The sequence below is a fragment of the Rhizobium sp. Root482 genome (genome assembly GCF_001426565.1).
Taxonomy (GTDB): Bacteria; Pseudomonadota; Alphaproteobacteria; order Rhizobiales; family Rhizobiaceae; genus Pararhizobium.
On sequence record NZ_LMFA01000020.1, the window covers coordinates 67,120 to 84,398 of the forward strand.

The 17,279-nt window shown below is 62.4% G+C and carries 15 protein-coding genes; 12 read left to right on the forward strand and 3 right to left on the reverse strand.

The features are described from left to right. The first annotated feature begins 53 nt into the window (after nucleotides 1-53). The 11 genes from ASD31_RS12560 (at nucleotide 54) to ASD31_RS12610 (ending at nucleotide 11,094) form a co-directional block, all read left to right on the forward strand. On the forward strand, nucleotides 54-1,646 hold the full coding sequence (locus ASD31_RS12560) for an ABC transporter substrate-binding protein (RefSeq protein WP_056333828.1): 1,593 nt from the start codon (nucleotides 54-56) through the stop codon (nucleotides 1,644-1,646). Nucleotides 1,647-1,747: 101 nt separating this feature from the next. After that, nucleotides 1,748-2,683 carry an ABC transporter permease gene (locus ASD31_RS12565; RefSeq protein ID WP_056333831.1) on the forward strand — a complete coding sequence of 312 codons (936 nt, stop codon included), beginning with the start codon at nucleotides 1,748-1,750 and terminating at the stop codon, nucleotides 2,681-2,683. Between the two features lie 4 nt (nucleotides 2,684-2,687). Further along, nucleotides 2,688-3,509, forward strand: coding sequence for an ABC transporter permease (locus tag ASD31_RS12570; RefSeq protein ID WP_056333834.1), 822 nt, complete (start codon nucleotides 2,688-2,690; stop codon nucleotides 3,507-3,509). After that, complete coding sequence (locus ASD31_RS12575; protein WP_056333837.1) at nucleotides 3,506-4,414, forward strand: ABC transporter ATP-binding protein; 909 nt, start codon at nucleotides 3,506-3,508, stop codon at nucleotides 4,412-4,414. The genes ASD31_RS12570 and ASD31_RS12575 overlap by 4 nt, the downstream gene beginning before the upstream one ends. Continuing rightward, complete coding sequence (locus ASD31_RS12580) at nucleotides 4,411-5,373, forward strand: ABC transporter ATP-binding protein (protein ID WP_056333840.1); 963 nt, start codon at nucleotides 4,411-4,413, stop codon at nucleotides 5,371-5,373. The genes ASD31_RS12575 and ASD31_RS12580 overlap by 4 nt, the downstream gene beginning before the upstream one ends. A 25-nt stretch (nucleotides 5,374-5,398) precedes the next feature. After that, nucleotides 5,399-6,103, forward strand: coding sequence for a gamma-glutamyl-gamma-aminobutyrate hydrolase family protein (locus ASD31_RS12585; protein WP_244483841.1), 705 nt, complete (start codon nucleotides 5,399-5,401; stop codon nucleotides 6,101-6,103). Between the two features lie 474 nt (nucleotides 6,104-6,577). After that, a complete protein-coding gene (locus ASD31_RS12590; RefSeq protein ID WP_056334671.1) occupies nucleotides 6,578-7,618 on the forward strand; it encodes a methionine ABC transporter ATP-binding protein in 1,041 nt (346 codons plus the stop codon). Next, the gene (locus tag ASD31_RS12595; protein ID WP_056333843.1) at nucleotides 7,608-8,276 is read left to right on the forward strand and encodes a methionine ABC transporter permease; all 669 of its coding nucleotides are present in this window, start codon (nucleotides 7,608-7,610) and stop codon (nucleotides 8,274-8,276) included. Before ASD31_RS12590 ends, ASD31_RS12595 begins: the two co-directional genes overlap by 11 nt. A 33-nt stretch (nucleotides 8,277-8,309) precedes the next feature. Continuing rightward, on the forward strand, nucleotides 8,310-9,086 hold the full coding sequence (locus ASD31_RS12600) for a MetQ/NlpA family ABC transporter substrate-binding protein (protein WP_056333846.1): 777 nt from the start codon (nucleotides 8,310-8,312) through the stop codon (nucleotides 9,084-9,086). Between the two features lie 140 nt (nucleotides 9,087-9,226). Beyond that, entirely contained in the window at nucleotides 9,227-10,321 is a 1,095-nt protein-coding gene (locus tag ASD31_RS12605; RefSeq protein WP_056333849.1) for a glycosyltransferase family 4 protein, read from the forward strand. A gap of 2 nt (nucleotides 10,322-10,323) precedes the next feature. After that, nucleotides 10,324-11,094, forward strand: coding sequence for a polysaccharide deacetylase family protein (locus tag ASD31_RS12610; RefSeq protein ID WP_056333852.1), 771 nt, complete (start codon nucleotides 10,324-10,326; stop codon nucleotides 11,092-11,094). A 14-nt stretch (nucleotides 11,095-11,108) separates the two neighbouring features. Here the strand turns inward: ASD31_RS12610 and ASD31_RS12615 are convergent, their stop codons facing one another. Beyond that, nucleotides 11,109-11,939, reverse strand: a complete 831-nt coding sequence (locus ASD31_RS12615; protein ID WP_056333855.1) for an MBL fold metallo-hydrolase — start codon at nucleotides 11,937-11,939, stop codon at nucleotides 11,109-11,111. A 219-nt stretch (nucleotides 11,940-12,158) separates the two neighbouring features. Here ASD31_RS12615 and ASD31_RS12620 point away from each other — a divergent pair, with 219 nt between their 5' ends. Then, entirely contained in the window at nucleotides 12,159-13,958 is a 1,800-nt protein-coding gene (locus ASD31_RS12620) for a metallophosphoesterase family protein (RefSeq protein ID WP_056333859.1), read from the forward strand. A 23-nt stretch (nucleotides 13,959-13,981) separates the two neighbouring features. On the opposite strand, the gene ASD31_RS12625 is transcribed toward ASD31_RS12620, so the two are convergent. Further along, complete coding sequence (locus tag ASD31_RS12625; protein WP_056334672.1) at nucleotides 13,982-14,443, reverse strand: cyclic nucleotide-binding domain-containing protein; 462 nt, start codon at nucleotides 14,441-14,443, stop codon at nucleotides 13,982-13,984. A gap of 118 nt (nucleotides 14,444-14,561) precedes the next feature. After that, complete coding sequence (locus tag ASD31_RS12630) at nucleotides 14,562-17,279, reverse strand: ABC transporter transmembrane domain-containing protein (protein ID WP_056333863.1); 2,718 nt, start codon at nucleotides 17,277-17,279, stop codon at nucleotides 14,562-14,564.

Here is a 17,279-nt window from a genome sequence, read left to right on the forward strand (position 1 = left end):
GCCGGAATAACCAATTGAAACGAAGCCGTAAACGGCACGAGAGGGAGAACGAAATGTTGAAAAAACTGTCACTGGCCGCAATGCTCAGCCTTGGTGTGGCGACCGGAGCGTTTGCCGCGGGCGAACGTTCCGGCGGAACGCTCGTCTTCACCGCGCCTTATGGGGCGAGTTTCGCGACGCTGGACGTCATGTCCAGCCCGAACACGCAGGAAGAGTTCATCACCCAGGCCATCCACCGCGCGCTCTACAGCTGGGATTCGGTCAACAACAAGCCCGTGCTGGAACTGGCGACGTCCGAGGACGTATCCGAGGACGGAACGGTCCATACCTATCACCTGCGCGAAAATGCCGTATTCCACAACGGCAAGCCGATGACGGCCGATGACATCGTCTATAGCTACAAGCGCATCGCCAACCCGAAGAATGCCTTCCCGGGCGCCAGCTTCATCGCCAATATCAAGGGCGCCGATGACTATATCGCCGGCAAGGCCGAAGAGATCAGCGGCCTGAAGAAGATTGACGACCACACGCTGGAAATCACCTTCACCGGCCCGTTCAACCCCGGCTTTCCGCTGATGCAGAACACGACGGTGATCTATCCGTCCAATGTCGAGGACGAGGCCAGCTTCGCCACGAATCCCGTCGGTCTCGGCGCCTTCGTCTTCAAGGAGCACGTTCCCGGCTCGCAGGTCGTGGTCGAGAAGTTCGATAAATACTACGAGGAAGGCAAGCCCTATCTCGACAGCGTGAAGATCGTGCTGATGGCCGAAGACGCCGCCCGCGACGTGGCTTTCCGCAACAAGGAAATCGACGTGTCGATCCTGGGCCCGACCCAATACCAGGCATATCAGGGCGAAGAGGGCTTGAAGGACAATCTTCTCGAAGTCGCGGAGGTCTACACCCGCAATATCGGTTTCAATCCCGCTTACGAGCCGTTCAAGGACAAGCGGGTACGTCAGGCCATCAATTATGCGATCAACGCACCGCTGATCATCGACAAGCTGGTCAAGAACAAGGCCTATCCGGCATCCGGCTGGCTGCCGATCTCGTCCCCGGCCTTCGACAAGGACAAGGCGCCCTACACGTTTGATCCGGAAAAAGCCAAGGCACTTCTCGCCGAAGCCGGCTATGCCGACGGTTTCACCTTCGAGGTGACCGCCAGCCCGAACGAAAGCTGGGGCGTCCCGATCGTCGAGGCGATCCTGCCCATGCTGCAGAAGGTCGGCATTACGGTGAAGCCGAAGCCGGTCGAAAGTGCGGCACTTGGCGATGCAGTGAGCTCGAACAACTTCCAGGCCTTCATCTGGTCGAACGTGTCCGGCCCCGATCCCTTGAACGCGCTGCGATGCTATCATTCCAAGACGCTGCAATCGGCCTGCAACTATACGAGCTTTGCGAATGCCGAATTCGACAAGCTCTATGAGGCCGCCCAGATGGAGCGCGATCCGGCCAAGCAGAACGACCTTCTGCGCCAGGCCAACAACATCGTGCAGGATGACGCGCCGGTCTGGTTCTTCAACTACAACAAGGCCGTGATGGCCCATCAGCCCTGGGTTCACGGGCTGGTTCCGAATGCGAACGAGCTTGCCGTCCAGCCTTATGACGAGGTCTGGATCGACGAAACGGCGCCCGAATCGCGCAAATAGCGTGGGAGTTCGTGCCGTTGGTCGCGGGGGTCTCCCTGCGGCCAACGGAACAACCTGACTGTGTCCCGCCCATTCTTCGGGCGGTCAAACCGGAAAAGCCCATGCTTCGTTTTGCCCTGCGCCGCATCCTGCAGATCGTGCCGACGGTCATCGTGGTGGCGCTGCTGATCTTCATCATCTTCAGCGTCGTTCCCGGCAGTTTCGCCGCGAGCCTGTTTTCGGACGGCAAGCGCGCCGCGGACCCGCAGATGATCGCCCAGCTGAATGCCCAGTTCGGCCTCGACAAGCCTTTGACCGAACGGTTCGTGACCTATGCCACGGATCTTGCCCGGTTCGACCTGGGCACGAGTTTCCGCACCCGTCAGCCGGTCGCGGACCTGATCGGGGACCGCATGTGGGCCTCGCTGAAACTCGCCATCGCGGCCATGGTGTTCGCGGTGATTATCGGCGTGCCGCTCGGCTTTCTCGCAGCACTCAGGCCCGGATCGGTCCTCGATACCGTAACGATGGTCGGCGCCGTATCGGGCCTTTCCATGCCGCAGTTCTGGCTGGGCCTGCTGATGATGTATCTCTTTGCCCTGCAATTGAACTGGCTGCCGAGCTTCGGTTATGGCGACGGATCGTTCCGCCACTTGATCATGCCTGCCGTCACGCTTGGGGTGACGCCGCTTGCGCTCCTGGCAAGGACGACACGGGCAGGGGTTCTCGATGTCCTGAGTGCCGATTTCATCCGCACCGCCCATTCCAAGGGCATGAGCGAAGCCAAGGTGGTGCGGTGGCATGTGACGCGCAATGCGCTGGTCCTCATCGTCACCACGGTCGGGCTGCAGTTCGGCTCGCTGATCGGGCAGGCCGTCGTCATCGAGAAGCTGTTTGCCTGGCCCGGCATCGGTTCGCTCCTGGTCGACAGCGTGGCGATCCGCGACATTCCGGTGGTACAGGGGACCATCCTTGTCATCGTTCTCTGGTTCCTCGTCATCAATACCGCCGTCGATCTGATCTATGCCGCGATCGATCCGCGTATCAAGCAGGAGTGACGGGATGCGTTTCGGCTTCAATTTCATGCTCGGCGCCTTTCTGACGGCGCTCGTGATCCTGGCGGGTATTCTCGCTCCCTGGCTCGCGCCCTTCCATCCGGTGCTCGATGCCGACCTGATGAATTCCGAACTGCCGCCGGATGCGACCTTCTGGTTCGGGACCGATGCTCAGGGACGCGATGTCTATACCCGCATCCTTTTCGGCGCGCAGATTTCCCTGACCGTCGGCATCGTCTCGCAGGTGATCAATTCGATCATCGGCATTACGCTCGGCATGACCGCCGGCTATTGGGGTGGCTGGTGGGACGATCTGGTCAACGGGTTGACCAATGTGATGCTGGCCATCCCCTCGCTGATCTTCGCGCTGGCGGTCATGGCGGTGCTTGGGCCCGGCCTGCCATCGCTTCTGATCGCGCTTGGCCTGACGAACTGGAGCTGGACCTGCCGCATCGCCCGCTCGTCCACCCTGTCGCTCAAGTCGCAAGGCTATGTGCAGGCGGCGCAGACGCTCGGCTATGGCGATCTCCGCATCATGTTCACGCAGATCCTGCCCAATATGATGGGGCCCATCCTCGTCATGGCGACGCTGGGCATGGGGTCGGCGGTGCTGTCGGAAGCCGCCCTCTCGTTTCTCGGCCTCGGCATCCAGCCGCCTTTCCCCAGTTGGGGTTCGATGCTGACGGATGCGCGCCAGCTTATCCAGCTTGCGCCCTGGGTCGCGATCTTTCCGGGACTTGCCATCTTCCTGTCGGTGCTCGGGTTCAACCTGCTCGGCGATGGCCTGCGTGACAGTCTCGATCCGCATATGAGGACGCGTAATCCATGACCGATCCGCTTCTTCACGTCGATGGCCTGACGCTGGGCGTTTCGCTCGGCAGCTCCGTCCGTCCTATCCTCAGGGATGTCTCATTCCAGATCATGCCGGGCGAAACCTATGGTCTCGTCGGCGAATCCGGCTCCGGGAAATCGGTGACCTCGCTGGCCGTGATGGGCCTGGTCAAGCGGCCGTTGCGAATTTCCGATGGCAAGATCCTGTTCAAGGGCCAGAATCTCCTGGCGCTGCCGAAGCGGGAGATGCGGCGGCTGCGCGGCAATCGCATCGCCATGATCTTCCAGGAGCCGATGACGGCGCTCAACCCGCTGTCGACCGTCGGCCGCCAGATCGCCGAAATGTTCGTGCTGCACCAGAACAAGAGCTGGGGCGAGGCGGAAAAGCTTGCGGTCGATGCCCTGGCAAGCGTGCAGGTGCCCAATCCCGGCGAGCGGGCGCGAAACTATCCGCACCAGATGTCGGGTGGCCTGCGCCAGCGGGTGATGATCGCCATGGCGCTGGCCTGCAATCCCGATCTCCTGATCGCCGACGAGCCCACCACCGCGCTCGATGTGACCGTCCAGGCGGAGGTCCTGCGGCTGATCAAGGAACTCTGCGCCGAGCGCGGCACCGCCGTCCTGTTCATCAGCCATGATCTCGGCGTGATCGCCAGCGTCTGCCAAAGGGTGGGCGTGATGTATGCCGGCTGCCTGGTGGAGGAGAACGAAACGCAGGCGCTGTTCCGCAATCCGCGGCATGATTATACCAAGGGTCTTCTCGGCGCCTTGCCGCGGCTGGGCAGCCGCAGCCGGCATGGCCGTCAGCGGCTGGTGGATATCGACAGCATCATCGCCGATCGCTCGACATTGACCGATACGCGGTTCATTGCGCCGCGCGCTGCCGATGGAGGCCAGCCATGACCGCGCCGCTCCTGCAGGTGGACGATCTCCATGTACGCTTTCCCATTTCCGGCAGCGGGATGTTCGGAACTGGGCGGCGGACGCTCTATGCGGTGAACGGCATCAGCTTTGACCTGGTGAAAGGCGAATGCTTGTCGATCGTCGGCGAATCCGGCTGCGGCAAATCGACGACGGCGCTGGCGATCCTCGGATTGCAGGAGCCGACCGACGGTGCGATCCGCTATCACGGCCAGCCCTTTTCAGGACCCGGCGGGCCCGGGCGCATGGAACGTGCCAAGGCCGTGCAGATGGTGTTCCAGGACCCCTATTCGTCCCTGAATCCCCGCCAATCGGTGAGAACCTCGCTTGCCGCGCCGCTGCGGCTGCATGGCATTACGGCGGCGTCTGAGATCGCCGATCGAATCGAGGCGATGATGACCGATGTCGGCCTGACCCCGGAACAGGCCAGCCGCTATCCGCATGAGTTTTCCGGCGGCCAGCGCCAGCGTATCGGTATCGCCCGGGCCCTCATCCTCGAACCGGAGATCGTCGTGCTGGACGAGCCCGTTTCGGCGCTTGACGTCTCGATCCGGGCGCAGATCATCAATCTCCTTCTCGATTTGCAGGAGAAGCGCGGCCTTTCCTACCTGATGATCAGCCATGATCTGAGCGTGGTGGAGCATATGAGCGACAGGGTGCTGGTCATGTTCCGTGGCCAGATGGTCGAAGAGGGGGGCTGGCGGCAGATCTTCGAGACGCCTGTCCATCCCTATACGCGCCGGCTGATCGCGGCCATTCCCGATCCCGATATCGCCACCAAGCAGACCGAGACGCTGGAGCGATTTGCCGATATGCCGATGCCGGGGGGGCGCGACTTCGCCTCCGACGGCAGCAAGGCGCCGGATGTCTTCGTCGCACCCTCTCCATCCGAACTGGTTGAGATCGCACCCGACCACCGGGTACGGCTGGCGCTCGCCTGACCGGATTGTCAAAACAGGTAAGAACATGATGGAACGCAGGCCGAGAATTGCCGTGATCATGGATGAAGACACCAGTTCCGGTGGCACACGCTATGAAATCTCGAAGACATATTTTTCCGCCCTCAGCCGCGCCGGTGCTTTTCCCCTCGGCATCCCCTATGTGCTCGAAATGGTCGATCACATAGTCGACGAATTCGATGGGTTCCTGAGCGTCGGCGCGCGCATCAATTTCCCCGAGAAATGGTATGTCGAGGGTGATCAGTCCCAGTACCCGCCGTCGGAACGCCTCGCCGTCGAGATGGCGCTGATGAAAGACTTTCTCGGTCGCGACAAGCCCGTCCTCGGCATCTGCAACGGCATGCAGATGCTCGCCTGCCTGCACGGTTGCCGGATGGTTTCGGATGTGCGGACCTCCTGGCCCGGCGCGATCAATCATGACCAAGGGGATGTGTTCCACGACGTGGAGATCATGCCCGGCACCAGAATGGCCGATATCTTCAAGGCTGATAAGTTCAGCGTCAACACTTTCCATCGCGAGGCGATCGTCGAGGTCTCCGACGCTGTGATTGTAACGGCACGAGGCACGGACGGCGTTGTCGAGGCGATCGAGGTGCCGTCCTATAGGTTCGCCATGGGCCTGCAATGGCATCCGGAACGGCTCGACCCTGAAAGCCATCCCGGCGCGCGCATCTTCGACGCCTTTGTGGCAGCCTCGAACGTCAAGGCGTAGTGGTGGACTTGGGGTCGGAGTTGACATGAACGTTTAGGTCCGCACTCCGGTCACGGCGCCCGACCACCGGAAACGGCTGGCGCCCACTGCCTAACGCCTGTGCGAAATGCCGGGCGATAAACCCGAACGCGCCGTGGCAGGCGGGATGCAGCGGCGAAAAATTATTTCACTTCATTCGAGTATCTGGAATTTATTACCTCGGATTTATCGCGCTGCCGCGCGATAAGCTCGTGCCAGGATGAGCCTTGCAGGGGCAGGCAATCATTCATTGAAAAGGGACGACACGGGATGTTATGTCGGGGAGCGATCCGTCGAATGTGTTGCTGAAGACAGCCACACCTCATTTCCGGCCTGCCGCGATCCGTCGCGGATATCCACGAGTTCCCAATGTCACAGATTCCATCATCCGTTGTCCCGCCGCGTCCTGACGCGGCCATCATCCTGCCCGGGCAGCCGCTTGCGGCCAGCGCGCCCATGGTCGCGTTCGAGGCGGTCACCAAGCGTTTCGGCGGCGTCAATGGCCAGAATGCGTTCACTGCGCTCGACGGCATCGACCTGACGGTCGCCAAGGGCGCGATCACCGGCATCATCGGCCGCTCCGGCGCCGGCAAGTCCACCTTGATCCGCCTTGTGAACGGGCTCGAAAAGGCATCGTCCGGTCGTGTCGTCGTCGATGGCGTCGAGGTGGGCGGATTGTCGGAAACGGGCCTGCGGGACCTGCGCCGCCAAGTCGGCATGATCTTCCAGCATTTCAACCTGCTTTCCTCGCGCACCGCCTATGACAATGTCGCGCTGCCGCTCGAGATTGCCGGTTTCGACCGCAAGAAGATCCGCGAGCGCGTTGCGCCACTTATCGACCTCGTCGGTCTTGGCGACAAGTCCGGCCGCTATCCGGCGGAACTCTCCGGCGGCCAGAAGCAGCGGATCGGCATTGCCCGGGCGCTTGCCACGGAGCCGAAGCTGCTTTTGTCGGACGAGGCGACATCGGCGCTCGACCCGGAGACCACACAGTCCATTCTCGAACTCCTGAAGCGCATCAATGCGGATCTTGGCCTGACGGTGCTGCTCATCACCCACGAGATGGAGGTGGTAAAGACCATTGCCTCCGATGTCGCCGTCATCGACCGCGGCCTGATCGTGGAGGCGGGGCGCACCTTCGATGTGTTCACCGATCCGAAGCATGAAACCACCCGCGCGCTTCTTTCCGGCCTGCCGGGTTCCAACCTGCCCGAGGCCATTTCCCGCAAGCTGATGGAGGCTCCGCAACCCGGCTCGCGCGCCGTCGTTCGCGTGACCTTCTTCGGCGAGACCGCGCAACAGCCGCTGATTTCCAAGCTCATGCACGGGCTGGGTACGGAGGTGAACATCATTGCCGGCACCATCGACGAGATCGCCGGCGAGCCCTTCGGCTCGCTGGTCATCGCCTATGACGCCGGTCCTGAAACACTGGAACGGGCAAGCCGGTTCTACGCGCAAACCGGACTTCACACGGAGGTGCTCGGCTATGTCGCCTGAAATGCTGATTTCCCTTCTCCTGAAGGCCCTGTTCCAGACCCTGCACATGGTTGCGGTGGGCGGCGTCGTCGGCTCGATAATCGGGTTGCCGATCGGCATCTTCCTTGCCACCAGCAACAGGGGCGAGCTTTTCCCGGCGCCGCTCACCAACAAGATCGTCGGCGCCATCGTCAATGCCACGCGCTCGACGCCCTTCATTATCCTGGTCGTCGCCATCATCCCGTTCACCCGGCTGGTGACGGGAACCTCGATCGGTACGGCGGCGGCCATCGTGCCCCTGACCATCGCCACCATCCCCTTCGTCGCCCGCCTCGCAGAATCTGCGATCCGCGAGGTTGACCAGGGGTTGATCGAAGCCGCCCGCGCCATGGGCGCGACGCCCATGCAGATCGTCTTCAAGGTCTTGCTGGCGGAGGCCAAGCCCGGCCTGACGCTGGCCCTGACGCTTACCATCGTCAGTCTCGTCGGCTATTCGGCCATGGTCGGTGCCGTCGGCGGCGGCGGTCTCGGCGACCTCGGCATCCGCTATGGCTACCAGCGCTTCATGCCGGACGTGATGCTGGCCGTGGTGGTGGTGCTGATCGTGCTCGTCCAGGCAATCCAGAGCGCCGGCGACAGCCTTGCCCGCCGTTTCGATAAACGTAGCCGTAAGAACTAGATTCTGCGGCAGATTCTCAAGAAGGAGAAGATCATGAAGAAGCTCATCCTGGCGGCCGCGCTTGCCGCCCTCGTCGCCGGCCCGGCGCTTGCCGAGACCATCAAGGTCGGCGTCACCCCCGGTCCGCATGCGCAGATCATGGAGAAGGTGAAGGAAGTCGCGGCGAAGAAGGGTCTCGATATCGAGATCCTTGAATTCTCCGATTATGTGGTGCCGAACCAGGCGCTGGCCGATGGCGAGCTCAATGCCAATTCCTTCCAGCATCAGCCCTATCTCGACAACCAGGTGACCGACCGCGGTTTCGATATCGTCAGCGTCGCCAACAACGTCAACTTCCCAATGGGCGTCTATTCCAAGAAGGTGAAGAGCCTCGAGGAATTGAAGGATGGGGCGACGGTCTCCATCCCGAACGACCCGACCAATGGCGGACGTGCCTTGCTGGTCCTGGTCGACAAGGGGCTCATCAAGGTCGATGAGGCAAAGGGCCTGAAGATCGGTCCGGCCGATGTCACGGAAAATCCGAAGAATCTCGAATTCGTCGAACTCGACGCCGCCCAATTGCCGCGCTCGCTCGACGATGTCGATATCTCCGTCATCAACACCAACTACGCCATCGAGGCCGGCCTCAATCCGAAGACGGATTCCATCGCGATCGAAGGCGAGAAGGCGCCCTATGTCAACGTCATCGCCGTGCGCTCGGTCGACAAGGATGCGCCCTGGGTGAAGACGCTGATCGAGTCCTACCACAATGACGAGATCAAGGCCTTCGTGGCGGAAGAATTCAAGGGCGCGGTCGTCGCCGGCTGGTAAGATCGAGACCTGCAAATAGGAAGCACGGCCGTGTCCCACGGACGCGGCCGTTTTCGTTTGCTGTTCGCGCGGTGTAGTGGCAACGAAACTCCGTCAGACCGGTTTCCTTCCCCCGCGCCATGCACTAGAACGGCTTCTTCATGAAGATCGCGTTCTATTCTCCCTTGAAGCCGCCCAACCATCCCGTTCCTTCCGGAGACAGGCTGATGGCGCGGCTCTTGATGGCGGCGCTGGAAAAGGCCGGCCACCAGGTGCAGCTTGCCTCGCAGTTGCGTGCTTTCCTGCGCAATGACGAAGCCTCCACCAGCAAGGATTTGGCGGCGGCGGCGATGGCGGAAAGGCGGCGGCTGGCGGCGCTCTGGCAAAAAGAGGGGCTGCCCGATGCCTGGTTTTGCTATCATCCCTATTACAAGGCGCCCGACCTGATCGGTCCGGCGCTTTCGCGCGATTTTGGGCTCGCCTATATCACGGCGGAGGCCTCGTATTCGGCCCGGCGCAACAGCGGCATATGGGCGCAGACGCAAGGCCAGGTGCTCGATGCGGTCGGGCTCGCCGCCGTCAATCTCTGCCTGACGCAGCGTGATCACGACGGGCTTTGCAAGGCCTTGCCGGAGGCACGGCTTGCGCGTCTTCTGCCCTTCATCGATCCCGCCTTGCAGCTTGCGCGCCTGCCGGAGCCAAGTCGCGGCCGGCTGATCACGGTGGCGATGATGCGGGCTGGTGACAAGATGCAGAGCTATGCGATGCTGGCGGAAGCGCTTTCCAGGCTTTCGCATCTGGATTGGCAGCTGGATATCATCGGTGACGGGCCACGTGCCGGCGAGGTGCGGACGCTGTTTTCCGGCTTCGGCGCGGACCGTGTCGTCTGGCATGGGGAGAAGGGGCCGGACGAGATCGCCGATCTCCTGTCGCAGGCCGCGGTTTACGTCTGGCCCGGCTGCGGCGAAGCCTATGGCCTTGCCTATCTGGAGGCGCAGGCGGCCGGCCTGCCGGTGGTGGCGCAGGCGATTGCCGGCGTGCCGGAGGTGGTGAGCCACGGGCGCACCGGCCTGTTGACGCCGGCGGGCGATATCGATGCCTATGCACGGGCGGTCGAGCAGCTTCTGACCGGGCACGAGGAACGCAGCGCTTTTGCCGATGCCGCCCGGATATTTGCCGGCGAGGAGCGGTCGCTTGACAGGGCGGCGGTGCGGCTCGGCGAAATTCTCGACAGAACGCTGGCGCGGGTGCTTTGACCATGGATGATTTCGATGCGCTCCTGACGCAGGAACTGGATCGCTGGCACGCGGCGGGCAGGATAGCCGATTTCTGGTTGCGGGACGATGATGCGGTGGAGCCCACGGCGTCGCTCGATCGTCTGCTGGAGACGACGGCCGATTTCGGCATACCGCTGACGCTGGCCGTCATTCCGGCCCTGACCGGCGAGGCGCTGGCGCGGCGGCTGGAACAAGAGCCGCACTGCACGGTCGCCGTCCACGGCTGGGCGCATGTCAATCATGCAGGCATGACGGAAAAGAAGCAGGAACTCGGCCGACACCGGCCGGCGCCGGAGGTTCTGGAGCAATTGCGCCAGGGGCTCGTACGTCTCGACGAACTGAATCCCGGCCGTTTCGCACCGGTCCTGGTGCCGCCGTGGAACCGGATCGACGCCGATCTGGTGCCGCAACTGGGCAGTCTCGGCTATCGGGCGCTTTCGGTCTATGGGCCGGAAAAGCCGGCCGAATTGCCGCTTATCAATACGCATGTTGATGTCATCGACTGGCACGGGACGCGAGGCGGGCGGGATGCGCTGGCGCTCGCCGGCGAAACGATCACACGGCTCAGGCGGATGTTCGAGCATGGCGGGGCGATGGGGCTCCTCACCCATCACCTTGTTCACGACGCTGCCGTCGATGATTTCCTGCGGCGGCTTTTTACCATCACCGCAACGCAACCCGCCTGCCGGTGGCGGCCGGTGATGGATATTCTCACGGATATGGACGCAGCGCGGACTGATGCCGCCGGCTGAGAAGGCGGAACCCTTCAGAGGTCGATGATCTGGCCGTCGCGGGCCGTTACCGCGCCGTCGAATTCGCGCGTGGCAAGGTCCTGGATCGCATCGAGTTCCGCGTCCGTGCGCAGCGGCGAATGGTGGATGAAGGCGACCCGTTTTGCCCCAGCGGCCTTGGCGAGGCGGATGCCCTGCTGCCAGGAGGAATGGCCATAGCCGATATGGCGGTGCATTTCCTCGTCGGTATACATGCAATCATAGAGGAAGAGATCGGTGTCGCGGATCAGGTCCAGCACGGCGGGGTCGAGAACGCCCGGCTTGTGCTCGGTGTCGGTCACCAGGGCCACTGCACGGCCGTCCCATTCGACCCGGTAGCCGATGGCGCCGCCCGGATGATCGAGGCTGCCGGTGCGGATGGCGACGCCCGGATAGGGGCTAAGAACATCGCCGGAGCGGAAGTCGCGACAGCCAATCGAGGCGCGGCAGATATCGGGCTCGATCGGGAACCAGGGCGGCCGCATGAATTCGCCGATCATCTGGCGGGTGGACATGCGCCCGGCGAGATGCCCGGACCAGAGCGTTACGGCGGCATGCGGATCGAACAGGGCCGGCAGATAGGGCAGGCCGACGATATGATCATAATGGCAGTGGGTGAAAAACAGGTTGATATCGGATACGCCATCGGCCTTCAGGGCAAGGCCGGCCGGCATCAGCCCGGATCCGGCATCGAACAACAGCCTGTGGGGGCCACACTGCATCTCGATGCAGATGGTATTGCCGCCATATTGCTGGAATTCGGCCCCCGAGACCGGGAGGCTGCCGCGCACTCCCCACAATCGTACCCGAAACAATTTTTCGTTCACTCTCTCGCCTCAGTCAGGGCCGCGATAGCCCGCTGTCTGCAACTGTCCCACCAACGTTTTAACGCCGTCTTGTATATTGGGCCGGTTAACCAAGCCTCATTTCCGCCATGTTAGCCAAACTGCCCCGGTTAAGCGAGACGGCAATTCGCTTTTTCTTTTCATATGTGGCAGAGACGAAGGCAAACGAATCCGGTTTGAACGCACCGACGGACGCCAGACATGCCCGCCCTCCAGCCTTCGCGCATCGCCGTCATCGCCGATGCGCATTTTCACGATCTCCATGCCGATTACGGCCATGCCGGTATTGTCCGGGATGGTTCCCGCATGACCGCCAGATTGCTGGCCGATACGGCGCGCTCGACGCGGGTCTTCAACGAGAGCGATTTTGCGCTGCGCCATGCACTCGACAAGATCGCCGCCGACGGCATCCGCGACGTGGTGCTGCTCGGCGACTATTCCGACGATGGACAGGCGGAGACGGTGCGCGGCGTCAAGCGGCTGCTCGACAGCTATGTTGCCGAATATGGCATGCGTTTCCACGCAACGGTCGGCAATCACGATATTTTCGGCGCCAGCGGGCGCCATCGCTCCAAGCGGTTCATCAACGAGGACGGCAGCTACAGTATCGTCAGCAGCGATGCGGCGGTGCGCGACCGCGGCGCGCATGCCATTCTTGTGGACGAGCGCATGTATTGCGCCGGTTATCCGGGCGGGCTGGAGGCGATGGCGGATTTCGGGTTTTATCCGCGACCGGACGACCTCCATTGGGAAACACCCTTTGGCCACAGCGGCGAGCCAGCCGACCGGCTTTACGAGGTCACGTCGCCGGACGGCAAGAGCCGGCGCCGACTGATGGATGCGTCCTATCTGGTCGAGCCTTTCGCGGGCGTTTGGCTGCTGATGATCGATGCCAATGTCTTCGTGCCCGTCGATGGCGTGCCTGCGGGGGAGGCGGGCGACCTTGCTGATAGCACCAGTGCCGGCTGGAATGCCATGCTGGTCCGCAAGCGCTTCGTCCTCGACTGGATGAAGGACGTTTCCAGCCGCGCCCGCCGCGAAGGAAAATGCCTGCTGGCCTTTTCCCATTATCCGGTGCTTGATCCGCTCGATGGCACGGTCGAAGACGAGCTGGCACTTCTGGGGCGCACGGGCATGGTGGAGCGCATTCCGCAACAGGCAGTGGCCGAGGCGCTGATCGCCGCAGGCATCGAGGTGCATTTCAGCGGTCACCTGCATGTCAACGATACGGCGCGATATGCCAGAGACGGTGCGTTCCTCATCAATCTGGCGATGCCCTCGCTGGTGGCCTTTCCCTGTGCCTACAAGGTCATCACCGTCGGCGAGCGGCGGTTGGAGATCGAGACGGTCGGGATCGGCGAGATGCAGCCCGATGCGCGGCTGCGACGGGTTTACGAAACCGAGATCGTCGCGACCGGCCTCGATGCCGGCGGCATGCTCCATGCGAGCGATTACGGGACGTTTCTTTTCGAGCATCTCGGCCATCTGGTCAGCCGACGCTTTCTCAAGCGGGAATGGCCGAAGGAACTGGCGACGATGCTGCGCACGCTTGGCCTTGCCGATGTGGCGGCGCTGGCGCTGGTCGAGAAACCGGTTACGGTCGCCGATGCGGTGGCCGCTGCCGCGTCGATCCGCGACGACGACTGTCTACGACAGGCTCTGGCCGGGACGGCGATGGATTTGTTGCGGCAGCTTACGGCGATGGACATGCTGCGTGACTGGTACCGGCTGCGCATGGCAAGCGAACTGGCGCTGGACTGGATTCCGAAAGAAAGAATGGCGCTCTATCGTGCCATCGGCCGGCTTTTTGCAAAGGGCGACTGGCAGGACAGGCAGTCGGCGCAGGCGCGCCTTGCACTGATGTTCAGGATGCTGGAGAAATTCGTTTCCGGCCTCCCGTCGAACCATTTCAGCATCGACAGGAATACAGGGGAAATCTCACGGCGCGGGACTGCGGAAGCCGGTGACAGGAAGGAACAGGCGGTGGCGGGCGCGGCGTGATGCGGCAGCGAACCGCAAGGCTGCTAATCGGCGCTGCGGGCGCGGCTCCTTGCCTCGGTCAGTTCGCTCGTCGTGTGGCTGAGGCGATCGGCGAGCACGCGCATGATCTCGATGGTAATTTCGGGAAAATCCGTCAGGAGCTTGAGGAAATGGTCCTTGCGGATGCGCAGGGCTTCCAGCGCGGTCGTCGTCTGGACGGTAGCGGTTCGCGAGACATCGCAGAGGATGGCGATCTCGCCGACAATGGAATTGGTCTCGACTTCGGCTATCTTGACCGGACCGGTGGAAGAATCCACCAGGATATCGGCCTTGCCGGCCAGAACCACATAGGCCGCGTCGCCGATATCTCCCTGATGGAACAGTGCCTCGCCGACGCCATAGCTTACTCGGTCCGATGTGAAGGCCAGAAGCTTCAGCTTGCCCGGCTCGACATTCGAAAACAACGGCACCCGCCGCAGCATTTGAACTTCATCCTTCAAAAGCATGACCGTTTCCATTCCCATTTTTTTCCTCCATTCCTCGAACGTCTTCAGGCGCCTCCGCGCCGCGTCCGAACGGTTGCGATGCCTTATTGGCTGGCACGCATGACCGCTTCCCTTGACATTATGATGACACAAGCTCCTTAAAGATACCGTTATTGTTAACCAATGCGTCGGCCGTGCCGTCCTCCGCCAGAAAGCCCTTGTCGAACACCAGCACGCGATCGAACAGGTGCGACAGCGAGGTGTTGGACAGGACCCAGATGACGGCCGGATCGCGGTCGCCACGGCGCACCAGCTTCAGCACGTCGCGCACGATCTCGTCCTGCAGCCGGTGATCGAGGCCGGGCAGCGGCCGGTTGAAGATATAATAATCCGAACGGCGCACCAGCGCACGCGCCAGGTTGAGTTTCTGGCGCTGGACGGCGGTAAGCCGCCGGCCGCCGGCCCCAAGATTGAAATCCAGGCCAATATCGATCACCCGCTCGATCAGGCCGAGCGTGTTGAGGAGCGAGGTGACGACCGACCGAATCCGCTTGGATCCGTCTGTATGCTTGTGGCTGATGCGGCCGAACAGGATATTGTCCATCAAGCTTGCCGATGCCGAAAAATGCTCCGGATCATAGCGCTCGATGGCACCGCGCAGCTCCGGCGGCATTCCGTCGTAGAACTGTCCGCGGACTTCGACGATCTTGGCCATCAATTCCTCGGTCAAGAGGCCGAAGCGATGGCGCGGCTCGATATAGCGGGCGCTGAGCTGGATGATGGCGGAGCGGTCGTCCTCCGAGGCGGCGTCGAAGCCGCGGCCCTTCAATCTTTGCAGGAGCAACTGGTAGTCGGGGATGTCGTCCGCCGACATGAAGGTGAGCTGCTGGAAGAAGGGATGGTCCGGCGGCAGATCGGCAAACAGCTCGACGGCGTTTTCGGCGATGCTGTAGCCCATGTCGAAGAGGATGCGGTCGAGGCCGCTGCGCCCGACGACGGATCGGAAATAGGCGTTCTTGCCGATGGCCTTGCCGGTCAGAGCCGGCCCGATCGCAGTGCCAAACAACAGGTTCTCGCCGACGGTCGCCTCGGTATTGTAGGCGCCCGGCTCGAAGGAGACGACGAGGCTGCTTAAGCCCGCTTCCTCCAGTTCCCCGCGCAACGCGTGACGCATCTCGACGATGCCTTCGGCAAGGCCCGGATGATCGTCCGGGGAAATCGTGCTGCGCAGCGCGAGATCGAGAATGTCCTTCGACAGCTGCACCGTATCGAGAACCGACAGGACCGGCGTGAACAAGTCGCGGGCTTCCGTCGCGTCGGCCGCCTGGTAGTCGATCCAGTCGGCCTGCACGTCGTAGTCGGGATTGCCGGCCAGACGGGCTTCCTGGATTTCCCATTTGCGATGGGCCGCACTGCTGCCCTGATATTCCGCGTCCTTGAGCGGCGCATGTTTCAGGCCGTAGAGGAGATTGTCGCGCAAGGATCCGTAGAAGAAATAGGCATCCGAGGAGACATAGGAGATGCCGCGGCCGGTGACGGATTCCGGCAGTTCGAGAAGATCATGGCCGCCGGCGGTGACCTTGCCGCTTTCAGGCCAGGTGAGGCGGCCGAAGGCCTCGGCCAGCATATCCCCGCCGCCGGCGGCGCCGCCGACGATGGCAACCGTCTCGCCGGGATTGATCTGGACCGAGACGCGCTCCAGCAGCTTGGCGCCGCTATCGTCCGCCAGCGACAGGTTGACGGCCGCAAGCGGGACGGGCAGCGTCCCCGCATCCCTGATGGCGATGGCCTGGACAGCCGGATCGATGGTCGTTTCGGCGCTGAATTGCTCGACGACCTGGGTATATTTCACCTGAACGTCCTGGCGGGCCTGGTCCCAGTCGATCAGCTCCTTAAGCGGTCCGGGCAGGTCCTTGTAGGCGCTGATCACCGCGATCAGCTGGCCAATGTCGAGCCGGCCCTGCAGGGCCAGGTAGCCGCCGATGCAGTAGAACAGGAAAGGCGTCAGCTGGGCGAGGAAGTTGTTGAGGAATTTTACCAGGAACTTCCACTGGTAGAGATCGTAGCGGATCTTGAAAATCCGGCCGAGGCGCGAGGCGATATCGGCGCGCTCGTAGTTGGAGGTATCATAGGCATGAATGGTGCCGATGCCGTCGACGATCTCGCTGACCCGGCCGGCAAGCTCGCGGGCCGTGATCTGGCGTTCGCGGCCGAGTACCAGCAGCCGTCGGCGCATGCGGGGGATGACCGCGGCCTGAATGCCAACCATGACGGCCGCAACCAGTCCGAGCCACAGATTCTGCATCAGGATGAAGATCAGCGCCGTCAGTGCCTGGCCGCCGAGCAGGGCCGGCTGGACGAAGGCATCGCCGGTGAAGCCACCCAGCGGCTCGACCTCGTCCTTGATCATGCTGGAGACCTCGGCTCCCTTCATGCGCTTGAACTGATTGGGCGGGAAACGCAGGATCCGGTCGACGAGCTGGAAGCGGATGCGCCGCAACAGCCGCTCGCCCAGCCGGCCCTTGTAGGTATTGATGTAGAACTTGAACAGGCCGTTGATGATCACCAGCATCAGGAACACCATGCTGAGCGCAAAGAGCGTCTGCGTGCGCGTCAGGTCAAAGCCGGAAAAGAGCGCCACTTCGCCCAGCCAGGGAAGGCTGAAACTGATATCCATGAAGGTCTGCGTGGCGCCCGGCTGCTCGAAGCCCTGGCCCTGTATCGGCCCGTTGACGATCTGCTTGGGAAGATCGAAGGACAGGAAATAGGGGATCATCGAGACGGCGACGACCAGAAGTATCCAGAGCTGCGAGGCGCGGGTATGGGTCCAGATATAGCGGGTAAGGCGTTTTTCCAT